General features: G+C 43.4%; 20 protein-coding genes and 1 riboswitch. Of the genes, 5 read left to right on the forward strand and 15 right to left on the reverse strand.

The features are described from left to right. Positions 1-200 precede the first annotated feature (200 nt). Both nspC and C1X04_RS13175 read left to right on the forward strand, forming a co-directional pair. Positions 201-1,298 (forward strand): carboxynorspermidine decarboxylase, encoded by a 1,098-nt coding sequence (gene nspC / locus C1X04_RS13170; protein WP_137170201.1) that lies wholly within the window; start codon positions 201-203, stop codon positions 1,296-1,298. 37 nt (positions 1,299-1,335) lie between these two features. Beyond that, positions 1,336-2,574 (forward strand): saccharopine dehydrogenase family protein, encoded by a 1,239-nt coding sequence (locus C1X04_RS13175; protein WP_110574022.1) that lies wholly within the window; start codon positions 1,336-1,338, stop codon positions 2,572-2,574. A gap of 96 nt (positions 2,575-2,670) precedes the next feature. Here C1X04_RS13175 and C1X04_RS13180 read toward each other — a convergent pair whose 3' ends face one another. From C1X04_RS13180 to C1X04_RS13210, 7 genes are all read right to left on the reverse strand, one after another. Further along, a complete protein-coding gene (locus C1X04_RS13180; RefSeq protein WP_110574024.1) occupies positions 2,671-4,707 on the reverse strand; it encodes an EAL domain-containing protein in 2,037 nt (678 codons plus the stop codon). Between the two features lie 264 nt (positions 4,708-4,971). Then, positions 4,972-6,219, reverse strand: a complete 1,248-nt coding sequence (locus C1X04_RS13185) for a sirohydrochlorin chelatase (RefSeq protein ID WP_110574026.1) — start codon at positions 6,217-6,219, stop codon at positions 4,972-4,974. Between the two features lie 83 nt (positions 6,220-6,302). Next, a complete protein-coding gene (cobN, locus tag C1X04_RS13190) occupies positions 6,303-10,178 on the reverse strand; it encodes a cobaltochelatase subunit CobN (RefSeq protein ID WP_137170202.1) in 3,876 nt (1,291 codons plus the stop codon). A gap of 173 nt (positions 10,179-10,351) precedes the next feature. Then, a complete protein-coding gene (gene cobW / locus C1X04_RS13195) occupies positions 10,352-11,434 on the reverse strand; it encodes a cobalamin biosynthesis protein CobW (protein WP_137170203.1) in 1,083 nt (360 codons plus the stop codon). After that, complete coding sequence (gene cobM, locus C1X04_RS13200; RefSeq protein ID WP_110574032.1) at positions 11,425-12,231, reverse strand: precorrin-4 C(11)-methyltransferase; 807 nt, start codon at positions 12,229-12,231, stop codon at positions 11,425-11,427. Before cobM ends, cobW begins: the two co-directional genes overlap by 10 nt. A 25-nt stretch (positions 12,232-12,256) precedes the next feature. Continuing rightward, a complete protein-coding gene (gene cobJ / locus C1X04_RS13205) occupies positions 12,257-13,033 on the reverse strand; it encodes a precorrin-3B C(17)-methyltransferase (protein WP_137170204.1) in 777 nt (258 codons plus the stop codon). A gap of 119 nt (positions 13,034-13,152) precedes the next feature. Next, entirely contained in the window at positions 13,153-13,515 is a 363-nt protein-coding gene (locus C1X04_RS13210; RefSeq protein WP_175404946.1) for an MliC family protein, read from the reverse strand. A 242-nt stretch (positions 13,516-13,757) separates the two neighbouring features. After that, positions 13,758-13,908: riboswitch (FMN riboswitch) on the forward strand. Between the two features lie 117 nt (positions 13,909-14,025). Here C1X04_RS13210 and C1X04_RS13215 point away from each other — a divergent pair. Beyond that, positions 14,026-14,517, forward strand: coding sequence for a 6,7-dimethyl-8-ribityllumazine synthase (locus C1X04_RS13215; protein WP_137170205.1), 492 nt, complete (start codon positions 14,026-14,028; stop codon positions 14,515-14,517). 107 nt (positions 14,518-14,624) lie between these two features. On the opposite strand, the gene C1X04_RS13220 is transcribed toward C1X04_RS13215, so the two are convergent. The 4 genes from C1X04_RS13220 to rsmS form a co-directional block, all read right to left on the reverse strand. Continuing rightward, positions 14,625-15,866: a leucine-rich repeat-containing protein kinase family protein gene (locus C1X04_RS13220; protein ID WP_137170206.1), complete on the reverse strand. Its 1,242-nt coding sequence runs from the start codon at positions 15,864-15,866 to the stop codon at positions 14,625-14,627. 43 nt (positions 15,867-15,909) lie between these two features. Then, a complete protein-coding gene (locus C1X04_RS13225) occupies positions 15,910-16,443 on the reverse strand; it encodes a DinB family protein (protein ID WP_137170207.1) in 534 nt (177 codons plus the stop codon). Between the two features lie 25 nt (positions 16,444-16,468). Continuing rightward, entirely contained in the window at positions 16,469-16,828 is a 360-nt protein-coding gene (locus tag C1X04_RS13230; protein ID WP_137170208.1) for a DUF1304 domain-containing protein, read from the reverse strand. Between the two features lie 70 nt (positions 16,829-16,898). Continuing rightward, positions 16,899-17,093 (reverse strand): pleiotropic regulatory protein RsmS, encoded by a 195-nt coding sequence (gene rsmS / locus C1X04_RS13235; protein WP_137170209.1) that lies wholly within the window; start codon positions 17,091-17,093, stop codon positions 16,899-16,901. Between the two features lie 163 nt (positions 17,094-17,256). On the opposite strand from rsmS, the gene C1X04_RS13240 reads away from it, so the two are divergent. Together C1X04_RS13240 and C1X04_RS13245 are read left to right on the forward strand one after the other, a co-directional pair. Beyond that, entirely contained in the window at positions 17,257-17,898 is a 642-nt protein-coding gene (locus C1X04_RS13240) for a thiopurine S-methyltransferase (RefSeq protein WP_110574049.1), read from the forward strand. A gap of 150 nt (positions 17,899-18,048) precedes the next feature. Then, a complete protein-coding gene (locus tag C1X04_RS13245) occupies positions 18,049-20,310 on the forward strand; it encodes a YgiQ family radical SAM protein (protein ID WP_110574050.1) in 2,262 nt (753 codons plus the stop codon). 74 nt (positions 20,311-20,384) lie between these two features. Here C1X04_RS13245 and C1X04_RS13250 read toward each other — a convergent pair whose 3' ends face one another. The 4 genes from C1X04_RS13250 to der all read right to left on the reverse strand — a co-directional run bounded on the left by C1X04_RS13250 (position 20,385) and on the right by der (position 24,620). Beyond that, complete coding sequence (locus C1X04_RS13250; protein ID WP_110574052.1) at positions 20,385-21,002, reverse strand: hypothetical protein; 618 nt, start codon at positions 21,000-21,002, stop codon at positions 20,385-20,387. A gap of 140 nt (positions 21,003-21,142) precedes the next feature. Then, positions 21,143-22,192 (reverse strand): succinylglutamate desuccinylase/aspartoacylase family protein, encoded by a 1,050-nt coding sequence (locus tag C1X04_RS13255; RefSeq protein WP_110574054.1) that lies wholly within the window; start codon positions 22,190-22,192, stop codon positions 21,143-21,145. Beyond that, positions 22,192-23,097, reverse strand: a complete 906-nt coding sequence (gene rimK / locus C1X04_RS13260; RefSeq protein ID WP_110574056.1) for a 30S ribosomal protein S6--L-glutamate ligase — start codon at positions 23,095-23,097, stop codon at positions 22,192-22,194. The genes C1X04_RS13255 and rimK overlap by 1 nt, the downstream gene beginning before the upstream one ends. A 185-nt stretch (positions 23,098-23,282) precedes the next feature. After that, positions 23,283-24,620: a ribosome biogenesis GTPase Der gene (gene der / locus C1X04_RS13265; RefSeq protein WP_110574058.1), complete on the reverse strand. Its 1,338-nt coding sequence runs from the start codon at positions 24,618-24,620 to the stop codon at positions 23,283-23,285. Positions 24,621-24,696: the final 76 nt, after the last annotated feature.

Consider the following 24,696-nt stretch of genomic DNA (forward strand, 5'->3'; position numbering starts at 1 on the left):
GGAACAATAGTATGTTCAAGTACTGTTTCCCATGGGAATAATAAAGCCCGCTATTTTCGCCCCCCAACCCGCTAAATCAGATGAAAGCAAAGTCGAGATAAAGGACAATTCGCGATTCGATTAAAAAAGGCTTCCCTCGCGGTAGAAAACTTCCCCTCATTTGAACTAGAATACGCGCTTTTGCGGACAGGCTAGTTGCCATGATCAAGACTCCTTATTACCTCATTGATAAAGCGGCTCTTCTAAAGAATTTAGAAAAGATCGCCTATGTGCGCCAGCAGTCTGGGGCTAAGTCCTTGTTAGCTTTGAAATGCTTTGCTACTTGGTCTGTGTTCGACTTAATGCAAGAGTATATGGACGGTACAACCTCCTCATCTCTTTATGAAGTCAAACTCGGCAAAACCAAATTTAAAGGCGAAACGCACGCTTACAGTGTGGCCTATTCAGACGATGAGATTAATGAAGTACTCGATCACTCTGACAAGATCATTTTCAACTCGATCGGCCAATTCAATCGCTTCAAAGACGTGAGCAAAGACAAAACTCGTGGCTTGCGCGTTAACCCGCAAGTGAGCACCTCTGAGTTTTTAATTGCTGACCCAGCAAGACCTTTCAGCCGCCTAGGCGAATGGGACCCTGAAAAAATCGAAACCGTTATTAACGATATCTCTGGTTTCATGTTCCACAATAACTGTGAGAATGACAACTTTGATCGTTTTGACGAAATGTTAACTCTAATTGAAGAGCGTTTCGGCCACCTGATCACACAAGTGAAATGGGTGAGCCTTGGCGGTGGCATTCATTTTACTGGCGAAGGTTACCCCATCGACAAGTTTTGTCAGCGCCTAAAACGTTTCGCAGAAACCTATGATATTCAAGTTTACCTAGAGCCTGGGGAAGCTTCTATTACCAAAAGTACAACCCTTGAAGTCACCGTATTGGACACTTTGTTCAACGGCAAAAACTTAGCGGTTGTTGATAGTTCAATAGAAGCTCATATGCTGGACCTGCTGATCTATCGTGAAAATGCTAAAATGGCACCTTGTGATGGTGACCACGAATACATGATTTGTGGTAAATCTTGCTTAGCAGGCGATATTTTTGGCGAATTTAAATTTGATAAAGCACTGCAAGTGGGTGATCGCCTGTCTTTCCAAGATACGGCCGGTTATACCATGGTGAAAAAGAACTGGTTTAACGGTGTTAAGATGCCGTCTATTGCCATACGCCAATTGGATGGCAGCATCGAACTTGTAAAGGAATTCGGTTACGACGATTTTGAGCAGAATCTATCTTAATTCTGTTAAAAGATACCACTTTGGAGAAAGCACTATTATGAAAAAAAACGTCCTAATTATTGGCGGCGGAGGCGTGGCACAAGTTGTGGCACACAAATGCGCCCAACACAATGACACACTGGGCAATATTGCAATTGCTTCGCGCAGCGTTTCGAAATGCGACAATATTGTATCCAGTGTCCTCGACAAAGGCAGCATGAAAGTAGAGGGACGCATTCAAGCATTCGCCCTAGACGCTCTTGACGTGCCAGCGACGGTTAAACTGATTCAAGAAACAGAATCTCAAATCGTCATCAACGTGGGATCAGCATTTATCAACATGTCTGTGCTTGAAGCTTGTATGGAAACAGGTGCCGCTTACTTAGATACAGCCATCCACGAAGACCCAGCAAAAATTTGTGAAACACCACCATGGTACGCGAACTACGAATGGAAACGTCGTGACGCTTGTAAAGAAAAAGGCATCACTGCCATTCTAGGCGTGGGCTTTGATCCAGGTGTGGTAAATGCCTATGCGGCGCTTGCTTACAACCACTACTTCGACAGCGTAAGTGATATCGACATCATTGATATCAACGCAGGTAGCCATGGTAAATATTTCGCGACTAACTTCGACCCAGAGATCAACTTCCGTGAATTTACCGGTGTTGTGTATTCTTGGCAGAATCGCGAATGGAACGTCAACAAGATGTTTGAAGTAAGTCGTACCGATGACCTACCAATAGTAGGAAAGCAAACGTCCTACATGAGCGGCCATGACGAAGTACACTCTATTTCTCAAAACTTAGATGTACCTAACGTACGTTTTTGGATGGGCTTTGGTGAACATTACATCAACGTTTTCACCGTATTGCAAAGCCTAGGGCTATTGTCTGAACAGCCAGTTAAAACAGCAGAAGGCCTTGAAGTTGTGCCACTTAAAGTAGTGAAAGCCGTACTTCCTGACCCATCTTCTCTTGCTCCTGAATACACAGGTAAAACTTGCATCGGTGATGTTGTTAAAGGCATCAAAGACGGCAAAGAGAAAGAAGTCTTCATCTACAACGTAGCAGACCACAAAGACGCTTACAACGAAGTGGGTAGCCAAGGTATTTCTTATACCGCTGGTGTGCCACCTGTAGCTGCCGCTATCCTAGTTGCCAACGGCACTTGGGATGCAAAAGAAATGCGCAACGTAGAGCAACTTGATCCACGACCTTTCTTGGGTTTATTAAACGAAATGGGCTTACCGACTCGCATTAAAGACGAGACAGGCGATCATCCTTTCACGTTTTAATCTTTCCGAAAAATGTTTGAAGACCTTAAAAATACCCCCGCTACTGCGGGGGTACTTTTATTGCATATCAAGAAAAACGTTATTCACTAGAAAAGCTTACAAACCGTCCTTGTCGATTTTATTATTTAAAAGCACAACACCTTCCAAGGGAATAGGCTTCGATATAAAGTAACCCTGAAATACATCACAACCTTTATCGACAAGAAAATCATAAATTTCTTTAGTCTCCACTCCTTCAGCTACTATATTATACTGATAGGTATCTGCAATTAAAAATAAGGAGTCGACAATAACACTGTAACCTTGATCACTTTTAATACCGCTAATAAAACCTTTATCTATTTTAATTTCATCTGCAGGGAAATTAATAAGATGTTGAAAAGAGGTATAACCAGTACCAAAATCATCAAGTGAAACCTTACATCCCATTCCACGAATTTCATTAAGCGTATTAATACAGGTGCAATCGATATCTAGCAAAAAGGTTTCAGTTATCTCTAAACAAATTTTTTCAAAGCTAACACCACTCTTTAATACTCTCTCTTCAAAATGCCCAACAAAAGAAGTGTCTAATAATTCTTTAGATGAAATATTAATGGAGAGCGTAAGGTCTTCATACAACTCGAAGTTCGAAAAGTCAGTCAGAGCTTTTTCTATCACCATTAAATCAATATCTCGGATAAGGCCAGTTTCTTCTGCAACAGAAACATATACCTCCGGAGACAGACTATAAAGTTCAGGTAAACTACAACGTAATAACGCTTCCACACCCACTATTTTATTTGACGATGCGCGATATAAAGGCATATACAAAAGATAAAAAGCATCTTGATTTAGTGCGATTTCAATTAGTTTTTCTAAGTGTGCTTTATTTTCAGCCTCTCTGCTTATCTCGCTAGTATATAACTGTAAAAGAGACTTACTACCAACTATTGACTGAATAGATATTTCAGTGCGCTCCAATATTATATCTTTATTACCCGGAAGAGATATCTCCTCACATATCCCAACCTTTATATCTAAGCACAAATCACCTAACCCAATGATATGTATCGAAGACAATAAGGAGTCTAAAAAGTCCTTTTCCATTTCTGCCGAAAAGCGCTCACCTTTTTTTAAGAGTATAAGATCATTTTCATTTAATCTTGCACTTAAATAAAAATCATTTTTATAGCGAAGAGCACTTCTTTCAATAACCTTACTAAGTAGATGATTTGCTGTGGCGAGGCCAAAGTGACGTAATAGTTTTTGCCAATTGATAATTTTTATACGATAAACTACTACTTTTTTACCAACATATCTTGAATATCTAGCCTCAAACCCTAAAGCATTTAAAAGATTAACACTTGAATCCTTATAAGCTTGACCTTTAAGTTTTTTAAATTCTTTAAATTTAAAAAACAAATACGAAAATATAGCTAATACCGCTATAAAAAGCCAAACCAATGTTAAAATCTTATAAACAACATCAAGATGGATTATTTTTCCAGATACTTTTAACTTAGATAATGACAAGGAATACTTTCCAGGGGATACAATTGGCATTTCATTAAAAAAGAACTCAATACTACTAACGTTATTTATATCATAGTAAGCAAGTTCGAAAGGTACTTTATACATATCCTCCCACCATGTTTCTACCTTAAAACGAGAAAGTGGAACTACACCATCACCTTCAGCCTTTATTCGAACAGCATGGTACTTATATTTCACACCTAAACTAGCTTTTTCTTCAGAACTTAAATTTGCTCTTACAAATACACGAACTCTATCGTCATAATTTTTGCTAGTTGATTTCTCTATTATATTAAAATTTAATGATTCAAAATATTTTAGAGAGAAACCTATTCCATCATCGTCAGGTAAACCGATATATAAACCACATATATCATGACCTACAACAGTAATATTACATTCAACAATAAAGCTATTTTTTACCTTTGTGAGAGTAACATCAGTACCTGACGCCTCTATGACAACTTGGTTTTTCTCAGCCATTGAAATTAAATCCAATGTCTTTGTGTTATATGAGGAATTAGCGAAAAAAACGACAGCAATACTCAAAAACAGAAAAAGTATAAATATTAATTTATATACTATTTTTGACGAAAAGTTTTCCAAATAAGGACTCATACTACCAACACCTAGAAAAATAATGTGCTAAATCCACACTTATTAATAGACCTTAATAAAACACATTACAGACCATTTAAGATGATGTCTATACTGTTACAACAATAATACATCGAAACTTTTTATTTAGTAAATAAATTAATCATTAATTAGGAATTAACCTTGAGAAGGTAGTATTAAACTGGAGTAAATAGAAATAAAAAAGGCCAACTAATCGAAGATGAATATCTTAAATTAGCTGGCCTTTTTGACAAAAAACTTTAACTATTGATGAGCAAATGCTGTTTTCGTGCAATCGCCGTCGATTTTGCTTTTCTCTTCTTCGAGTATTTCATCTGTAAACTGGCTCATAAAGCAGCAACAAATCCCCTCACCAATCATGGTTCTTGGCCCCATTGGGTGACCAATGTGTTTATACACGCCGTGACTATGGCCATGGGAATGATCATGAGAGTGACTATGAGCATGGGAATGACCGTGGCTATGACCGTGATCGTGACTATGGTCATGTCCATGACTATGAGAATGGCCATTCGGATTTAATACCGACGAGTGCCCGTGACCTTCCGATAGAACCACGTTAGTAAAGTGTTTAACGTCAGATGCAGACAAGCCTTGCGTATCGTCTTGCGGGTCAACAAACTCAGCATGGTGATGATGAACATCTACTTCGCCTGCCGCAAGGCGGCGCTTGAAGGAATTCATCAAGGTCTCTTCGCCCGTTTGTAATTCGCCCTGCATGATTTCTTCCACACGATTTTGGAATGCATCAATAACACGAGGGTGATCATTCAAATAAGGCGTTTGAATAAACTCAATGGCTGGATTCTCTTGAGCAACCTTGTCTACATACCCTTGAATTCGCTTGATCAAACGACCAGTAAACAAAAAGTATGGCGCAACAACAATACGCTTAAAGCCAAGCTTCATTAGCTTTTCAAGACCCACACCGACAGATGGATAAGTTACGCCAGAATAGACAGTATCAGCCCAACCAAACCCCATATTCTCATTGACGATACGAGTTAGCTTCGCCGCTTCAGCATTAGCAGAAGTGTCTGATGTGCCTCGGCCAACAACGACTAACATGGTGTCATACAGGTTTTCTGGTGGGTTTTCAGGATCTAAGCCAAGAGACTCATAAATGCGCGCTTGGAATGCGTCGATCATGTCGTCTTGTAACCCCAATTCACGGCCGTAAGTAATATGAAGACCAGGGTGCTTTTCTTCGTAGGTGGTTAATACAGAAGGAATATCGTTTTTTGCGTGAGTGGCTGCAAACAACATACCCGGCACGGCGTAAATTTCTTCAACACCTTGATTAACCAAGCTGTTTAACCCCATATGGATATTCGGTGCAGAAAACTCTAGAAATCCATACTCCACAGGCAAGTCAGGAAAACGCTCTTTAAGCCCTTTCGCCACTAGACCAAATTCGCGCTCAGCGTCTTTATCACGACTGCCGTGACCACAGATCATAATGCCCTTTTTGGCCTGTTCTCTATTACTCATTGTTTCTCTCTACTTTATTCATCTCAGCTAGTTGAATAGTCTAAATACAACTAGCAAGGTTACAAGAGATCTTCTACCCAAGATCACTGACGTTGTTCTTGTTGCTGATCTAAATCAAGCAACAAGGAGTGTATTTTCTCACGATACCCATCGGCGTTCTGCCACATGCCTCGCTGTATTGCTTCTAATAGCCGTTCGCCCATTTCTTCTAATGCGTGAGGGTTATTATCGCGCATAAAGGCTTGATTGTCTGGATCAAGTAACAATCGATCGGTCACTTGCTCATACTGATAATCCGCAACTAAGTCTGTGGTCGCATCATAAGCGAATAAATAATCCACAGTGGCGGTCATTTCAAACGCCCCTTTGTAGCCATGAGTTTGCATGGCTTCAATCCATTTAGGGTTAAGTACTCGTGAACGCACCACACGATTAAGCTCTTCTTTTAAAGTACGGATTTTTGGTGAGCTCGGATTAGAGTGGTCGCTGTGATAAACACTCGGCGCTTGACCACTAAACTCAGTAACAGCATTGGTCATACCGCCTTGAAACTGATAATAATCGTCTGAGTCAAGAATGTCGTGCTCTCGGTTATCTTGGTTTTGCACCACGGCATCTAGTTGAGACAAACGCTCAACAAAGGCAGACTTCGCCTCTATACCATCTTGTTTACCATTATAATGATTGCCATCATAGGCATAACCACCCCAGTTCACATAAGCTTCGGCAAGATCCGCCTTAGTGTCCCAGCAACGCTCGTCGATCAAACCTTGCAAGCCAGCACCGTAAGCGCCTGGTTTACTGCCAAAAACACGGTAAGTCGCTTGACGATTCGCTTCTGCTTCACTCATGCCTTGCGTAAGTAATTTGCTCTTACGGGCTTCCACATTGGCGCGAATAACATTGCCATTACCGGGTTCTTGATAGTCTGCAATGGCTTGAACCGCGGCATCATAGAGCCTCATTACATTGGCGAAAGCGTCTCGAAAAAAGCCTGAAACACGCAAAGTCACATCGACTCGTGGGCGACCTAGCTGCATGCAAGACAAGATTTCAAAATCGGTCACGCGGTTTGACCCCGGCGCCCAAATCGGACGAACGCCCATCAAGGCAAAGGCTTGGGCAATGTCATCACCGCCGGTTCGCATGGTGGCAGTTCCCCAAACAGATAAACCTAAGTCTTTTGGGTAATCGCCATGCTCTTGCAAATGGCGCTGTATTAAAGCTTCCGCTGACTGCTGACCAATCGCCCAGGCCGCAGGGGATGGAATCGCCCGATTATCGACAGAGAAAAAATTACGCCCAGTAGGCAAGGTATCGAGCCGGCCCCTTGTCGGCGCACCACTTGGACCAGGGGGAATGAAACCGCCCGCCAAACCTGTTATTAACGCTTGAATTTCATCCTGAGCGCTTTGCTGCAAAGCAACCCATAAGCGTTTTTTACTGTGCGCCAATAACACGGCAGTTTGAGGGAGTTTTGTTGCCAACTCATCAGTGGAGCCTTCGCCAATCACATGGCTGAGCACCAACTCTTTGGCGAATAATTCTAAACGCTCTTTGGTATCCGCATGGGTACGCCACGCCAGTTTGCTGACCGACAACAAACGTTCAGGCTTATCACCTACCCAAGGAGTACGCTCACTTTTCATCGGATCAAAACCGTCTTGTTGCAGCGAAAAGTCCTTTACCAAGGCATGAATAATACCTTGACTGGTGATTTCACTGCCTCGCGGTAAGCGTAACAAAGCCACCAGCGTATCAGCGAGCTTATCGTCTTCGGGCAGCTCTCCCAAACGATGTAATCCATGGCGAATTTGCGCTTCTTTGATTTCACATAAATAGGTGTCTAGTCCCTCAAGCACCGCATCGTCATTACCGGATTCAACACCCGTAAGCTCTTCTAATAAATGGGACTCTTGGACTTTTTTGAGGATCTGTTCACGCAACCAAGTCTCGCGGCGCACATCCATGCCCATGGCTTGGTAATATTCATCAACTAGGTTTTCTAATTCCGCCATGTCGCCATAGGTTTCAGCACGGGTCATGGGCGGCATAAGATGATCAATAATCACCGCTTGCGTACGACGTTTGGCTTGCGCTCCCTCACCTGGGTCGTTGACGATAAAAGGATAAAAATGCGGCATGGGGCCAAGAGCAATATCCGGCCAGCAAGACGCCGACAAAGCCGTGCCTTTCCCCGGTAACCATTCAAGATTACCGTGTTTCCCCACATGTACGAAAGCATCAACTTGATAAACATGACGTAACCAAAAATAAAATGCCAAATAACTGTGAGGTGGGATTAAATCTGGGTCATGATAATTCGCCGCCAAATCTAAATTGAAACCTCGAGCAGGCTGAATACCGACAAAGGTTTCGCCCAAGCGAATACCCGCCAACATAATACGACGTTGGCCGTTTTGCTCACGGCATTTATGATCGTCTTCCGGTGGTCCCCAGCGGTCCCAAACGGCGTTTTGGCACTCCAACGGAAGCTGATAAAAGTACTTTAAGTAATCTTCTAAGGCGAGGCTTTGCCAGCAACCACGTTCATGCAAAGTGTTGGGGTTGTTGGTCACCGCGCCGAGTAATTCTTCGATCAAGGCATTACCATGAGTGGGAATATTGTCGATGGGATAACCCGCGGTTTCTAAGGCTTTTAGTAGGTTCACTGCCGAGGCTGGCGTATCCAAACCAACGCCGTTACCAATACGACCATCTTTGGTTGGATAATTTGCCAGCACAAACGCAATACGCTTTTCATGGTTAGGCTTACTGGCTAAATTGGCAAAACGCTTGGCAAGCTGAGCGACAAAACGCGCACGCTCTTCCTGCAATTCATAACGTACTAAGTCTACTTGGGCAATGTCGTTGTAATGGCTCAATGCTTTAAAACTGACCGCGCGAGTAATAATACGTCCATCCATTTCTGGCAAGACAATTTGCATCGCCACATCACGGCTGCGCAAGCCTTGAGTTTGTGCTTGCCAATCTTCTTCAGTACTGCCGGAAAGGATCAACTGTAAAACCGGAATAGGTGATGCAAAAGCCGACTGGAAATCCGTCGGCTCCGAGGCTAGATCAGGGCTTCCCACCCGATTCGCTGCAAAACCTGTGGTATTTAAAATCACCTTAGCATGGGTCCGATCAACTAACGATTCGATCAGCCCAACGGACACATCGTCCTTTAGGGAGCTTACTGCTACAGCCAAAGGGACTAAGCCTTCTTGCTCTAATATTCCAATCAGGCCATCAAACATCGCGGTATTGCCGCTTTGTAGATGTGAACGATAAAACGCCAAGATAGCGACTGGAAAGCCTTGCGCTAATTTATCCGCATAATGGTTTTGCCATTGAAGGAAACCGGACGAACACCCAGCATGATAAATTAAAGCACTAGGCAGAGGGGCAGGCTCTTGCCACGAACAAGGCGTGTTAAGGTAACGGTCCATAAGGAAATAAAACAATTGCTGAGAATTGACCTGACCACTTTCACGCAAGTAACGCCACACTCGGTGACAGTCTTCAGCTTGCACAGTAGAAACACTCATCAACGAAGGGTCTTCAGAATCATCCCCAGGGACAAAAATCAGGGTGCGACCCGCTTTAGCATTCACCCAATCTTGAAGCCGCTGGAAGCCATATTCCCAATAGTGCTCACCGCCAAGCAGTGACACAACCACAACCTTGGCATGATCAAGCACCTTGTGCTCGTACAAATCGTAAGCAGCGGGTTTGACCAACTGCATCCAATTGGCAAGGCGAACACTCGGTAATCTTACGCCCTCCAATCCATCATGGGGACGATTGAGAGAAGCGACTTGATCAAGTGCACTACCAAGTGCACCGAGCACACTATCCGCCGCGGCCAAAATAACTAAGTCTGCTGGGGTTTGCCCAAGATCAACAATCCCCTCGTCGTCAACAAAGCCACCCGGTTTGGCTGCTAATAAGTGCACGGTTTCTCCAATTACTTCTTCTACTTAACCGTCATTCTCGCGAAAGCGGGAATCCATAGTTTTTCCATTAAGAGCTTGGGCATAGCCCTCTTAACCCCTCCCTAACCCTCCCCTTCGCAAGGGGAGGGAATGTCTAGCGCCTCCCCCTTTTCAAGGGGGAGGCTGGGAGGGGGTTAAGCACTCAAAGCATCATGCAGAACATTCTCAATCTGCTCTTTATTGATACCCTTGCCGATGAACACCAATTGCGTTTTACGTACTTCTTCTGGCTTCCACAAACGGTCAAAGTAACGATCCAAACGCGTTCCCACCACTTGAAATACTTGGCGCATAGGCTTGCCATGAACCGCTGCAAAACCTTTTACACGGAAAATATTGTGTTCTTCAATTAACTGAGTCAGTGTGTCTTGCAATAAATCGGACTGCACTTCACCCAATGTCACAACAAAAGAGTCAAAGTGATCATGGGCATGATCATGGTGTTCACCATGGGCATGATGATGATCGTGATGGTTGTGAACCTCATCGATTCGACTTTCGGTCGCTGCGTCGATGCCTAACAAGACATCCAATGCCGCTTCGCCATTTTCAATGTAAACGGTTTTGACTGTGCTTGGCACTTCATGGGCAATGATAGCCTGTACCCGAGCGCGCTCTTCCTCGTTTAGCAAATCATTTTTACTCACCACCACTAAGTCTGCGGCACTAAGTTGATCGTCTAATAATTCTTGCAAGCTTGGGTCGTGATCTAAACTTTCATCTGCTAGGCGTTGTGCTTGAACTTTATCTTCATCATGTGCAAAGCGACCTGCCGCCACAGCTGCACCATCGACCACGGTAATTACGGCATCAACGGTGCAGTGCTCTTTGATACCCGGCCAGTTAAACGCTTGCACTAAAGGTTTTGGCAGCGCCAAACCGCTCGTCTCGATCAAGATATGGTCAATATCTCCACGGCGTGCGACAAGTTGCTGCATCACTGGCAAAAACTCTTCTTCTACAGTGCAGCAAATACAACCATTCGCCAATTCGTAAAAGCCATCGTCACTGCGCAGACTTCCCTCTTCCACACCTTCTGGGCAATCAAGTGGACAAGAACGCAATAAATCGGAATCGATATCCAACTCACCAAACTCATTTACGATCACCGCGATACGTTTACCAGCGGCTTGTTTTAGGACGTTGGATAATAGTGTCGTTTTACCACTGCCCAAAAAACCTGTCACAATTGTGGTTGGTATTTTATTCAATTGCATGATTCATCCTTTTCACTTTTAGGCTGATTTTTCTTAGATTGATGTATTTTACGGAAAATATGCGCTTGCTCTTTGTCGTATAAATAGGAGTCTGCGAAATCTTCTGTATCTAATACTTTTCCGACCAATATTAAACTGGTGCGAGTGAATTTTTTCTCTCTTACTTTGGCAACAATATCCGTCAATGTTCCCACTACGTAATCTTGATCAGGCCAGCTAGTGCGATAACAAACAGCCACAGGACAGTCCTCACCATAGTGAGGTATCAGCTCTTCAACGATTTTATGGATACGAGTGATGCCAAGATGAATCGCTAACGTCGCGCCACTTTGCGCCAAGGCGGGCAAGCGTTCACGCTCTGGGAAAGGTGTTTTGCCTTCATAGCGCGTCATGATGACGGTTTGTGAAACGCCAGATAAAGTCAATTCTTTACGTAATAACGCAGCGGATGCTGCCACGGCACTGACACCAGGAATCACTTCATAATCAATATCTAATGCTTCCAAGCGACGAATTTGTTCGCCAATCGCACCATACAAAGCAGGATCTCCAGACTGCAAGCGAGCAACGTCTTTGCCCTCTTGCGCCGCTTTTTCAATCACGGCTGTGGTTTCATCGAGATTCATTTCTGCCGTATCGTAAATGGCTTCAGCAGTACCACGGACACTATCAACCACTTGTGGCGGAATTAAAGAACCAGCGTAAAGAACAATCGGACAGCGCTCCATGGTTTTAACGGCTTTTACCGTCATCAAATCTGGATCGCCTGGGCCTGCGCCAATAAAGTAAACAGTCATTTTGTCACTAACCTTTTATAAAGAGCTAAAGCTTTTTGGAATAGCCGCGAGGCGTGTAAATCCAGTGTTTCTGGCCGTTAACTATGTGTTTTGAGTCGGAATTGCCCACACTTACCATGGTGAACATATCGACATCTTTGGCCTCTAGCTCACCCAAGGTCGTAAAGGTAATTTCTTCTTCCGGACGGGTCAGTTGGCGACCAATCATCACAGGGGTACTAGCAGGACGATATTGCAATAGGACATCACGAGCGTGGTTTAGTTGCCAATCTCTTTTCTTTGAAACAGGATTATAAAATGACACGACAAAATCCCCCGCGCCACAAGCGTGTAAACGCTTGTCGATGGTTTCCCAAGGGGTTAATAAATCGGAAAGTGAAATGGTACAAAAATCGTGACCTAGCATGGCTCCAACACGGCTTGCACCGGCTTGCATTGCCGAAATGCCAGGAATCACTTCAATATCAACATTCAGCCATTCAGGATGGTGTTCTTTGCCTTGCAGCTGTAAATCCAGTAACTCAAACACCAATGTCGCCATGGCGTATATGCCGATATCACCACTGGAAATTAACGCGGTATTTTTTCCTTGAGCGGCCAAATCGAGCGCCAAACGAGCACGCCCGATTTCTTCGCCTAACGGTAGGTTATGAAACGCCTTACCTTCACTCAACTCGCCCAATAAATCTAAATAGTAGCCGTAGCCTACCCAATCACTGCAAGCTGACAATGCTTGCGTTGCTTTGGGTGCAACCAACCCTAAATCACCTGGGCCCATGCCCATTACAAATAGCTTGTTCATACGTTCTCTACAATGGAATCATGCGTCATAAGACGCGAATGAAACCATTGTACACGTATTGCTAATTTGACGGGATGAAAACACTTCGATTTAAAGTGAAGACAACTCAGGTGATAAGGCTACGACTCTACTTTAACAAGACGACATGTTGCTGCCATGGCTCCCACTTCTAGCTCTGCCGTTTCACCATGAATCCAGAAAGTAAGACCTTCCCCAAGGTAAAACGAGCCAGATGCGCTAATGGCACGAGTCAATGTGTATTCTTTATCATTCCAGGTAATTTGCGCATTTTCAGCATGAAAGAAAACATGCAAAGGGGCAGCATTACATAGGTAAGTCGCTGCGTTAGTCTGTGAAATGTCGCCCATGTCATCAACGTCGCTATCCAATGACGTCTCTTTAGTGACTGAACTACAGGCAGTCAATGCTAACAAAGACGCACAAACGAGGAATTTTTGTAACCGTGATGTTTTTATACTCACAAAGAATGACTCCATTCAAAATCAATATTCCAAATTTCTCTATTAAAGCAACAAAACACAAAATCTGCTGCTCACCGTATTTTATATCGAGATAGGTATAAAGCTCCATTCATTGAGCCATGATTATTGGTTACTTTTTGTTACTTAGATATTTATCACAAAAACGCTACATTTTTCTTAAGAACACTCTTTGACAGTCAACAACGAAAACAAGTAGTATTTATTTTGTCGGATTTATCCGACTTCGTTCTCGGGGCGGGGTGTAATTCCCCACCGGCGGTAAAGAATCTATTTCTAAGCCCGCGAGCGCCTAGAAGATCATATCTTTTAGGGTCAGCAGATCTGGTGTAATTCCAGAGCCGACGGTTATAGTCCGGATGATAGAGAGCGCGTCAGACAAGACCTTAAGTGGTGTCGTATTTTGCGACGCCTCAGGTATGCCATATTGATTATGGTGTATTTGCCTGCCCGTTCGCCCTGATTCACCTTAGATTTTTTTAGGATTGACAAATGAATCAGAGCTCAACGAATAACATTGAATTTACTCCAGCGACAAAACGTATTGCTATTCTTCATGCTTCTTGGCACGAAGATATTGTCATGAATTGTGTCGAAGGCTTTAAAAAAGAACTCGTTTCTCGTGGATATGACGCGTCTTTGATAGACGTTATCCCAGTTCCTGGCGGCTACGAAATCCCACTACAAGCCAAACTGCTGGCGAAGAGCGGACAATACGCTGCGATCGCAGGAACAGCATTGGTTGTCGATGGTGGCATCTACCGTCACGACTTTGTTGCTCAAGCAATTTGCAATGCGTTAATGCAAGTGCAATTAGAAACGGAAGTACCTGTTCTTACCGCGGTGCTAACACCTCATAATTTCCATGAGCACGATGAGCACAAAGAATACTTCAGCCGTCATTTTGTTAAGAAAGGGGTGGAGCTAGCAAATGCTTGCGATCAAACCATACGCTTAACAGAAAAAGCGAAGCAAATGCTATAAATTCAAAGTCAAACGCGACATACAAAAGCGTAATAGGTTTACAAAAATGCTCCGTATTCGAAGAATACGGAGCATTTTTTATTTCACTCAATAGTAAGTTCGACTACTCAGGTAAAAGCCTTACTTCGTAGCGATTGATACACCTCGGTATTTCGATCTTCTTCAGCACACAAGCCCAGCATATCATCCACAAAAAAGCCTAACGCTCTTCGCTCTATTTGTTCAATACCCTGCTGCTGTTGTCGTGATAAATTGCCATATTTTGAGGCCGCGCCAAAATCACCAAACAAGACATGACCTTCTTCATTAATAAGGGTGTTGTGTGCATAAAGGTCACCATGACTGACTTTTTTCTCAGAGAAGTGAGTGACCAGCTGTTCCACTTGCTCAACAATCTTGGCAATTTTATCTATCGAAAACACCTGCTCCAGCGCAAAGGTATCTCGAGTGCAAGACTCCAAACTCGGCGGTAGACCCAAATTCGTGTAATGGGTTGGGATTAACTCCATCACCAAAGCAGAACAATCAGCCTCAGCCACTTTTGCCAGCGGCCTTACCAAATTGTCATGATCACCAACCGCCAAACAGGCATCCAACTCATCTTCGGGGAAACCATCACTGGTCACGTCGCCTTTAAAAACTTTCACGGCTACTGATTCAGAAAAGCCAAAGGTATTTTTTTGCCACGTCGCGAGAGAGATAACGCCTGATGCGCCTTGTCCCAATACTTGATGCAGTTTTAGATCACCAAAAGGTACGGTTTTAAATTCGTCATGTGAATCACGTTGCGCACAAAACGGATTACCAGAGAACGCTAACCAAGCCAAACGAGGCAATTCTAATAATGCATCAGGGAAAACCACCAGCTGATTCGCTGACAAACGAATCAACTCTAAATGACGGCAGTTGATGATAGAGTCTGGCAGAGTGCTTAAGCGGTTACCTGCCAATGCCAGTTTTTGCAATCGCGTCAATCTTCCAAAATCCTCTGGCAGAGACGTAATTTTGTTGTCCGTGAGAATAAGCCAACGCGTTTGCGTCGGTAAGGATGCAGATGACACAGTCGCAATTTGATTGCTTTTAAAGCCAATCATCTCCAGTTGCTCACACTGCCCTAAGACGTCTGGCAGATGAGTAAACAGATTGTTCGAACAGAAAATTATGCGCAGTTTTTTAAGGCGTGGTAAATCAGCGGGCAGCTCACTTAAATGGTTATTAGACAAATCAAGAATTTCTAAGCTATCCGCAAGATCAAAAATCGCTTCTGGAAAGTGGGATAAGTTGTCAGAGAGCTGAAGACGAACAATGCCTTTCAGCTCTCCGCTATAAAGTTGGTCAAGTGTGTGCAAAACAATGCTCTTTCTACATAAGGTTTACACGCATTATAACCAATTACATACGAGGAATGGTGGTTATCAAGTCTGTCGTACCAACATCAATGCCCATTTGGAAAAGTAAGGTGGTTATCTGCCCCCTATGATGAGTTTGATGATTAAAGAAGTGCTGTAGAGTAAAGCCAAACCTTTGGGAATGATCAATGCCTTTCATATTTTTATACACAAGCGCCGATGCCAAGATCTCGTCGGTTACTTCATCTATCATGGCAATAATCAGCTTATCTAGCTCGAAACGCTTACTTTGTAATAAGAGTAAATCATCAAACAACTGAGTATTAAGCGCCGCAGGTCGTTCTAACGTACGAACAAGATCTAAACTAGAAAGCTCAGTAAAATGATCTGCAAAGCGTTTCAACCAAATAATGTCCGCCACAAGATTATGGTTAAGCGTTCCTAGTACTGAGCCAAAAAATGCGCCTTTATCAGCTACTAGATCAGCACGACTCAACTCCCCAACGGCCTTATAAATAGCCTGATTCATCCATTGATTATAAGACGCCATCAGCTGCATATTTTCTTTTACCGACATAATCCTCTACCTTTTTAGGTATTTGTTAAGCCGCTAATAAAACAGCAATTAGGGCAATTAAGCCAGGAACACCCTGCACAAATAGAATCTTCTTATTGGCGCTGATGGCACCATAAACGCCCGCCACAATAACACATAGCAAGAAAAAAACGGTCACCTGAAAGCCCTCGGCACCAAGCCATAACCCCCATAACAACCCTGCCGCCAAGAAGCCATTGTAAAGTCCTTGGTTTGCTGCCATCACTTTCGTTGCTTTTGCAAAATCAGGCTTTAAGCCAAATGCCCTCATCCCTTGAGGTTTATCCCAAAGAAACATCTCGATATACATGATATACACATGCAAAAGAGCAACTAGCGCCGTGGCAACCATTGAAAATAACACCATAAATACAACCTCTTATTTTTATATTTTGTTAACGGAATAGTTTTCATACTATGAGTAAAACACTAAGAAACTATTTTGGATTCTGTTGATCTACTACTTTGGACGCTTTCTGGCTGTCATCTTTTGACGGAATTTTTCCTTTGAAGTCTCTTAATACAATAGTCAACGCATCCACAGCCACTTGTGGCTTTATATCATTACTTTCTAGTAACTCAATAAGATCTACAGCCAGCTTAACGTGATCTGGCGCATGCTCTAAAGACATATGGGCTCCCTGTTAAAGTTGATCTAATTTAAATGCAGAATGCGTAAAGAGACAATGATAAATCTTTTTTGCTGTCTATAATGGCGTTTACAGCTAAAAATTGTTCGATAGAGACACATTTCATAAACTAAAATATAAATACGCCACATTGAATGAGGTTACCGTGATTACAAATGAATTTTGGTTGGATCGTTGGAAAGCTGGACGTATTGGCTTTCACCAAGAAGGCATTAACCCAAGGCTAGTAGAATTTTGGCCAGCCTTGCCAAAGAACAGTCGTGTGCTTGTGCCTTTGTGTGGTAAATCAAATGATATGATTTGGCTTGCAGAACAAGGTTATGAAGTCACCGGTGTAGAACTGTCTTCTCTCGCTGTCATTCAGTTTTTAGGGGACAACGATTTAAGCTATGACACACACCAAGAAGGCGACTTGAAGATACATACGGTAAATAGCGGTTTATCGTTACGCATCATTGAAGGAGACTACTTCCAGTTCTGCGAAGATGGCTTTGATGCCTGTTACGATCGTGCAGCCATGGTAGCAATGCCAGATTCAAAGCGCGCGGAGTATGTTGCTCACACACTGAAACGCTTATCCCCTACTGCGAGTGTCTTGTTAATCTCCTTACAATACGACGGCGATACGCAAGGTCCACCATTTTCAATCGAAGAAGACAGCATTCCTTTACTTTGGGGCAATCGTATTCAAAAAATAGCCTCAGAAAACTTAGCTCAAACCAATTTGCAGTATAAAGAGCAAGGACACAGCACCTATAACGAAAGTGTTTGGCGGATTCAGTCTTAAAGAGGATATAACGGAATTGGCTTAGATTTGACTGTCTACCCCAGAGGTTTTCTGGGATAATAGCGCACAGTTTTCCACCTATAATCCATGTATCCTCGTACTAGCAAAGAAATAGTCATTCACTATTTTCACCGATTCCAAGAGTAGACAATGATCAAACGACATAAAACCGCCAAGCAACTTTTCTCTTACCCATTGTATTGGGCTGAGTGTTATGGCGTCTCCCCCTTCCTACCCACAACAAGGGAAGAAATGGACGCTCTTGGCTGGGATAGCTGTGACGTGATCATTGTTACGGGCGATGCTTATGTGGACCATCCCAGCTTTGGCATGGCAGTACTAGGTCGCTTATTAGAAGCGCAAGGTTATCGTGTTGGTATTATCGATCAGCCAGATTGGCGTAATACTGATGATTTTATGCGCCTTGGCCGACCAAACCTATACTTCGGTATTACTGCGGGCAACATGGACTCGATGATCAACCGTTATACTGCGGATTTAAAAGTCCGTAATGACGATGCTTATACGCCCTATGGCATAGGCGGTAAACGCCCTGATCGTGCGGTTATTGTCTACTCCCAGCGCTGTAAAGAAGCCTTCCACGACATTCCTGTCATGATTGGCGGTATTGAGGCTAGCCTGCGACGCATTGCTCAATACGATTATTGGAGTGACGAAGTTCGTCGCTCAGTACTAATCGACTCTACCGCTGATATTCTACTTTATGGCAATGCCGAACGCGCCATGATCGAAGTGACTCATCAAATGGCTATGGGGAAAACGCTTGATGAACTTACTGACATTCGTGGCACCACGATTGTCCGTAACACACCGCCTGGTGGCTACACAGAAATCGACTCTACTCGCGTTGATTGGCCTGGTAAAGTCGATAAAATTTACAGCCCTTACGAATACATCCCGGAAGGCAAATGCCAAACTAAGGACGAAGAAGAGTCCGATGTCATGCCTATTCGAGTCATTCCCGCCCCACTGCGCCGTGGCGAAAAGCTTGATCCGGAAAAAACCTACATCCGTTTGCCTTCTTTTGAGAAAGTCTCGAAAGACCCTGTTCTATACGCCCACACTTCGCGTATTTTACACCTTGAATCAAACCCACATAACGCACGAGCCTTGATTCAAAAACACGGTAAAAAAGAGATATGGGTGAACCCACCACCAATCCCATTAGAAACACCTGAAATGGACGGTGTGTTCGACTTACCTTACGCGCGAGTGCCTCACCCAAAATACAAGAAAGCTCGTATCCCTGCTTACGACATGATTAAAACGTCGATCAATATTATGCGCGGATGCTTTGGCGGCTGTACTTTTTGTTCGATAACGGAGCATGAAGGGCGTGTCATTCAATCCCGCTCACACGAATCGATTCTGAACGAAATTGAAGACATCAAAGCGAAAGTGCCAGGATTCACTGGACACATTTCAGATCTTGGCGGGCCGACATCGAACATGTACACACTGAACTGTAACGACGATGAAGTTCAGGCATCTTGTCGTAAGCTTTCCTGTGTATACCCGACCATCTGCTCTAATTTGAATACAGATCACAGTCCAACTACCCAGTTATACAGAAAAACCCGAGCGGTCGAAGGCATTCACACTGTATCGATTGCTTCAGGCTTGCGTTATGACCTAGCGGTAGAAGACCCAGAGTACGTTAAAGAACTTGTCACGCATCATGTTGGCGGGCTCTTAAAAATCGCACCAGAGCACTCAGAGAAAGACACACTGTCAAAAATGATGAAGCCTGGAATGGGAACGTACGATCGCTTCAAGCGCATGTTTGATAAGTACTCTAAAGAAGCGGGCAAAAAACAGCATTTGATCCCTTACTTTATCGCTGCGCACCCTGGCAGCTCCGATGAGGATATGCTTAACCTTGCCGTCTGGTTGAAAACCAACGACTTCAAGCCAGACCAAGTACAAACCTTCTATCCGTCGCCAATGTCCTTAGCAACGGCGATGTATCACTCGGGCAAAAACCCATTGAAGCCTGTTACCTATAAGAGTGAAGATGTTTACACACCAAAAGACGCCAAACAGCGAACAGTGCAAAAAGGCTTTTTGCGTTACCACGATCCAAGCAACTGGCAGGATCTACGCAATAGCCTGATCAAAATGGGTCGCTCGGATCTAATTGGCCATGGCGATAACAAATTGGTCCCTGCAGCAGAAAAGGATAAACAAATCCATCGACGCCCTCAAAAAGCCAAACCAGGACAGGCAACTGGCGCGTCACATACGTCTAATAGACCGACTATGGAAAAAAATGCAGCAGCGGAAAAGGCTCGCAATAAAAACACTCCGAAGCCGACGAATAACCGAGCTAAAACAGGGGCTGCAACACCAGCAAAGCGTCGCAAGACAAAAGTAAAATCGCGCCAACAATAACGACAAAGCTAAACACTAGACATAAAAAAACGCGCCCCGTAAAAACAGGGCGCGTTTTTTTATTCAAATACATATCAGCTATGGGCTGCCCTTACTGACTTCTGTCTTCTTCGACAAGCAAGCGCCAACTCTACCGCGGATATTAGGATCAAGGTATAACCCAATGTCTCTATTCCCTCTTCGACAATGTTCTTCACCAGTCGCATATAGGAATCCCCCATAACAGCCTGCCAAAAAGAGCCGCGCCCCAGTAAACGAGAAAACGCCATTATAGTGACAAAACCGGCGAGAAACGTACCGAAACTAGGCTGTTGAGAGTATTCTTTTAATGAAGCATAAATAGAAGAAAAACGCCCCCATAGAGCAATAACCACGCAAACAAAAATCATACTTACAATTGCTTGCCACGCGCCATCAAATACATACTGGTCTAATAAAGAATCAGACTCTCGCACAAACATCATGGCTGAAAGAGCACCCAATAATGTTGCCGCTATATTTAATTTTTTATCCAAGCGTGCAGCATACAAAAACAATAGACAGCTAAAGAAAGACATAAAGTCTTGCATATGCTCTGTTAGAGTTTGTTCGCTGTATTGAGCAGCCGTTTGAAATTGGTATCCTTCCAATGATATGAGCTGTGCGACTCCGGCAACAGCAAAAAGATAAATAAAACCACGAAAAATAAACATGAAAAGACCTCAGCTTGTAAGGCCGAGATTTTAGTGAAAAAAAACTAAAAAAACGATGTATTACAATAAGATGACACTATCATTTCTTGATTCATCGTTATGTCATGTCAGTTATAATAAAAAGACAATTAAGGAATAATTTAAGACGATTTGTAGTCAATTAAGTTCAAAGATGCATCACTGTCCATTAATTCGTCTTGCATGCTTTCAACATGACCTGCCACCTCGTCAGGCGACGAAAAGTGCGCAACATGATACATAGCATCACCTTCTTGAACTAAAGGAATATTCTGCTTACCAATAATGATGCCGCCATTTTTACAAAGCACCTTATCTAAGATGTCACCATAAGGGTCTTTAATTTCAGCTAATACATCCCCAGTTTCGACTAGGTCACCCAGCTCTTTAATATGAGTGGTAAAACCGCTGTCTGTCGCTCTTATCCAACTACTGCTGCGTGCAATCCTTGGCTCAGAAAGCGATTTTTTACTGCGGGATTTTGGCAACATACTTAAGTGGCGCATAACACCAACAATACCTTTGACGCCGGCCCGAATAGACAACTCATCAAAACGCAGCGCTTCACCCGCTTCATATAAGATGACTTTTGCTCCGACATCATTAGCGCATTCTCTTAGCGATCCATCACGAAGGTTCGAATTCATTAAAACGGGTACGCCAAATGCTTTTGCAATCGCTAATGTCTCAGGGTCATCTAAGTTTGCTCTTACCTGAGGAAGGTTTGTGCGGTGCAAACTGCCAGTATGAAGATCAATGCCATAGTCAGCTTTAGAGACTATTTCGCTTAAGAATCGATCAGCAACGCGACCCGCTAGAGAGCCCCGTTTAGAGCCAGGGAAAGAACGATTTAGATCACGTCGGTCGGGCAAATAACGGCTTTGGTTCAACACACCATAGCCGTTAACAATTGGCACCGCGATCAGGGTGCCTTTTAGGTTCTCAAGATATTTACTTTGAATAATACGGCTAATGATCTCAATACCGTTCAGCTCATCACCATGAATAGCGGCGCTGAGAAACAATGTCGGCCCTGAGCGCTTACCGCGCTTAACAAACACCGGCATGGACATATTTGTGTCAGTATACAACTTTACCATTGGCAGTTTTATTCGAGCTGTACCACCCAATGGAATATCAACACCACCAATTGTTAAAGTTGTTTTTCCCATTAACCTTTACCTTTTGTCTTTGTCGTGCTCTGAAGCGCTGTTTTTTCAATGTGTTGAATAATCATAGCAGCAACATCCTTACCTGTGGCGGACTCAATCCCCTCCAATCCAGGTGAAGAGTTTACTTCCATAATCAACGGGCCGTTATTGGAACGCAGAATATCAACGCCACACATATTCAAACCCATTACCTTTGCCGCTTCCACCGCCGTACGTCTTTCTTCTGGTGACAGTTTAACTAAAGAAGCCGTTCCACCACGATGAAGGTTTGAACGAAACTCACCTTCCGCACCTTGGCGCTTCATTGCTGCAATAACTTTTCCACCAACAACCAAACAACGGATATCAGCGCCACCCGCTTCTTTAATGTATTCTTGCACTAGGATGTTGGCTTTCAACCCCATGAAAGCTTCAATGATAGATTCAGCCGTCTTGTTCGACTCCGCCAAAACGACACCAATCCCTTGGGTCCCTTCTAAAAGCTTAATAACAACAGGGGCACCACCGACATTTTTCAAGAGATCGCCAATTTTGTCTGGATGATGCGCAAAACCGGTTTTAGGTAAACCCAGACCTTTACGAGACATAAGTTGCAACGATCTTAGCTTATCCCGTGAACGACTAATCGCCACAGACTCATTAATACTGTACGTCCCCATCATCTCAAACTGCCTAACAACCGCGGTTCCATAAAAGGTAACAGAAGCACCAATTCTAGGAATAACGGCATCGTATTTAGGCAACGGCTTACCATCATAACGCACTGAAGGATTGCTACTTGTTATGTCCATATAGCAATGCATCGTATCAATAACATCCACTTCATGACCAAGCTTTTCACCTGCCTCAACCAATCTACGGGTCGAATAAAGTCGAGGGTTACGAGAAAGAATTGCAATTTTCATAGATGTCCTTTGAACAAAGTAGAAAGCAAATGATGCTTAAAAAAAGGTTAATGCCAATGGCGCGAGAATAGTGAATAACCTTATATTTAGGAAGCGATTTTACTCATTTTACCTAAAAAAAATCTCCGATCACCTTTAATATCTAAAAGCGATCGGAGACTCTTGTTAGCAATTAAGAATAATGCTTATTTTTTGGGTGCGTACGGGTTTTCAGAGGATTTGAATTCGAAAATAATTGGCGTACCAGTAATATTCAACACCGTTCTGAATTTGTTCTCAAGATAGCGCTTGTAGCTACCAGGCAAAGCATTCGTCTGATTTCCATGCACAACAATACGCGGAGGATTAGACCCGCCTTGGTGAGCATAACGAAGCTTGATGCGACGGCTATTCACCATAGGTGGTTGATGCTCAGCAACAGAATCTTCAAGAATACGAGTCAATCGATTTGTCGACCACTTGGCATAACAAGATTCGTAAGTGCTCTCTATCGTATCGTATAAATCGCCCACACCAGTACCATGTAAAGCCGAGATATAGTGCACTTTAGCATAAGGAACAAAGCCTAAACGACGCTCTACTTCACTCTTAATGTGCTCTCTCTCGTCTTTCTGAAGGCCATCCCACTTGTTAATGGCGATAATAACCCCACGACCAGCATCCAACACATAACCAATCATGTGTAGATCTTGTTCAACTAAGTCTTCATGGGAATCAATGACAACAATCACAACGTTAGCGTCTTGGATCGCTTGCAATGTTTTCACAATAGAGAACTTCTCTACAGCTTCCTTCACGTGCTTACGTCGACGAATACCTGCTGTATCTATTAGCGTATATTCTTTATCGTGGCGGGTATAAGGAATATAAACGCTGTCACGCGTAGTACCAGGCATGTCATAAACAACAACACGATCTTCGCCTAGCATTCGATTTACCAAGGTGGATTTGCCCACATTTGGACGTCCAACCACACCGATTCGAATACCACGTGACTCTAAGTTAATTTGCTTCTTGGCTTCTTCAACACGTTCTGCATAAGGCAACATCACCTTATCAATCAGAACATGAACGCCTTTACCATGAGAGGCCGCAATAGGATGTAATTCACCCATCCCTAGAGAGTAAAAGTCCGCCAAAGCAATGTCTTCGTTAATACCATCGGTTTTATTAACAACAAGCGTGACAGGCTTACTTGATCGGCGTAAATGATTGGCTATCATTTCATCGGCAGGGTTCAAACCATGACGACCATCAACGATAAACAAAACCGTATCCGCTTCCTCTATCGCTAACAGCGACTGTCGAGCCATTTTTTCATCAATACCTTGCTCATCACCACTGATACCACCAGTATCAATAACAATAAACTCATGCTCACCAAGCTTACCGTCACCGTATTTACGGTCACGAGTTAAGCCTGCGTAATCGGCAACTAAAGCATCACGAGATCTCGTCAATTGATTGAAGAGAGTTGATTTGCCAACATTGGGTCTACCTACCAATGCAATAACTGGAATCATTTTTTTACCTATAAAAATACAAAGTGGCCACCACCTCTATAAATGAGATGGCAGCCGCTTTAAAAATTCGCTAACA

This window comes from Marinomonas sp. FW-1, from assembly GCF_005222245.1.
Taxonomy (GTDB): domain Bacteria; phylum Pseudomonadota; class Gammaproteobacteria; order Pseudomonadales; family Marinomonadaceae; genus Marinomonas; species Marinomonas alcarazii.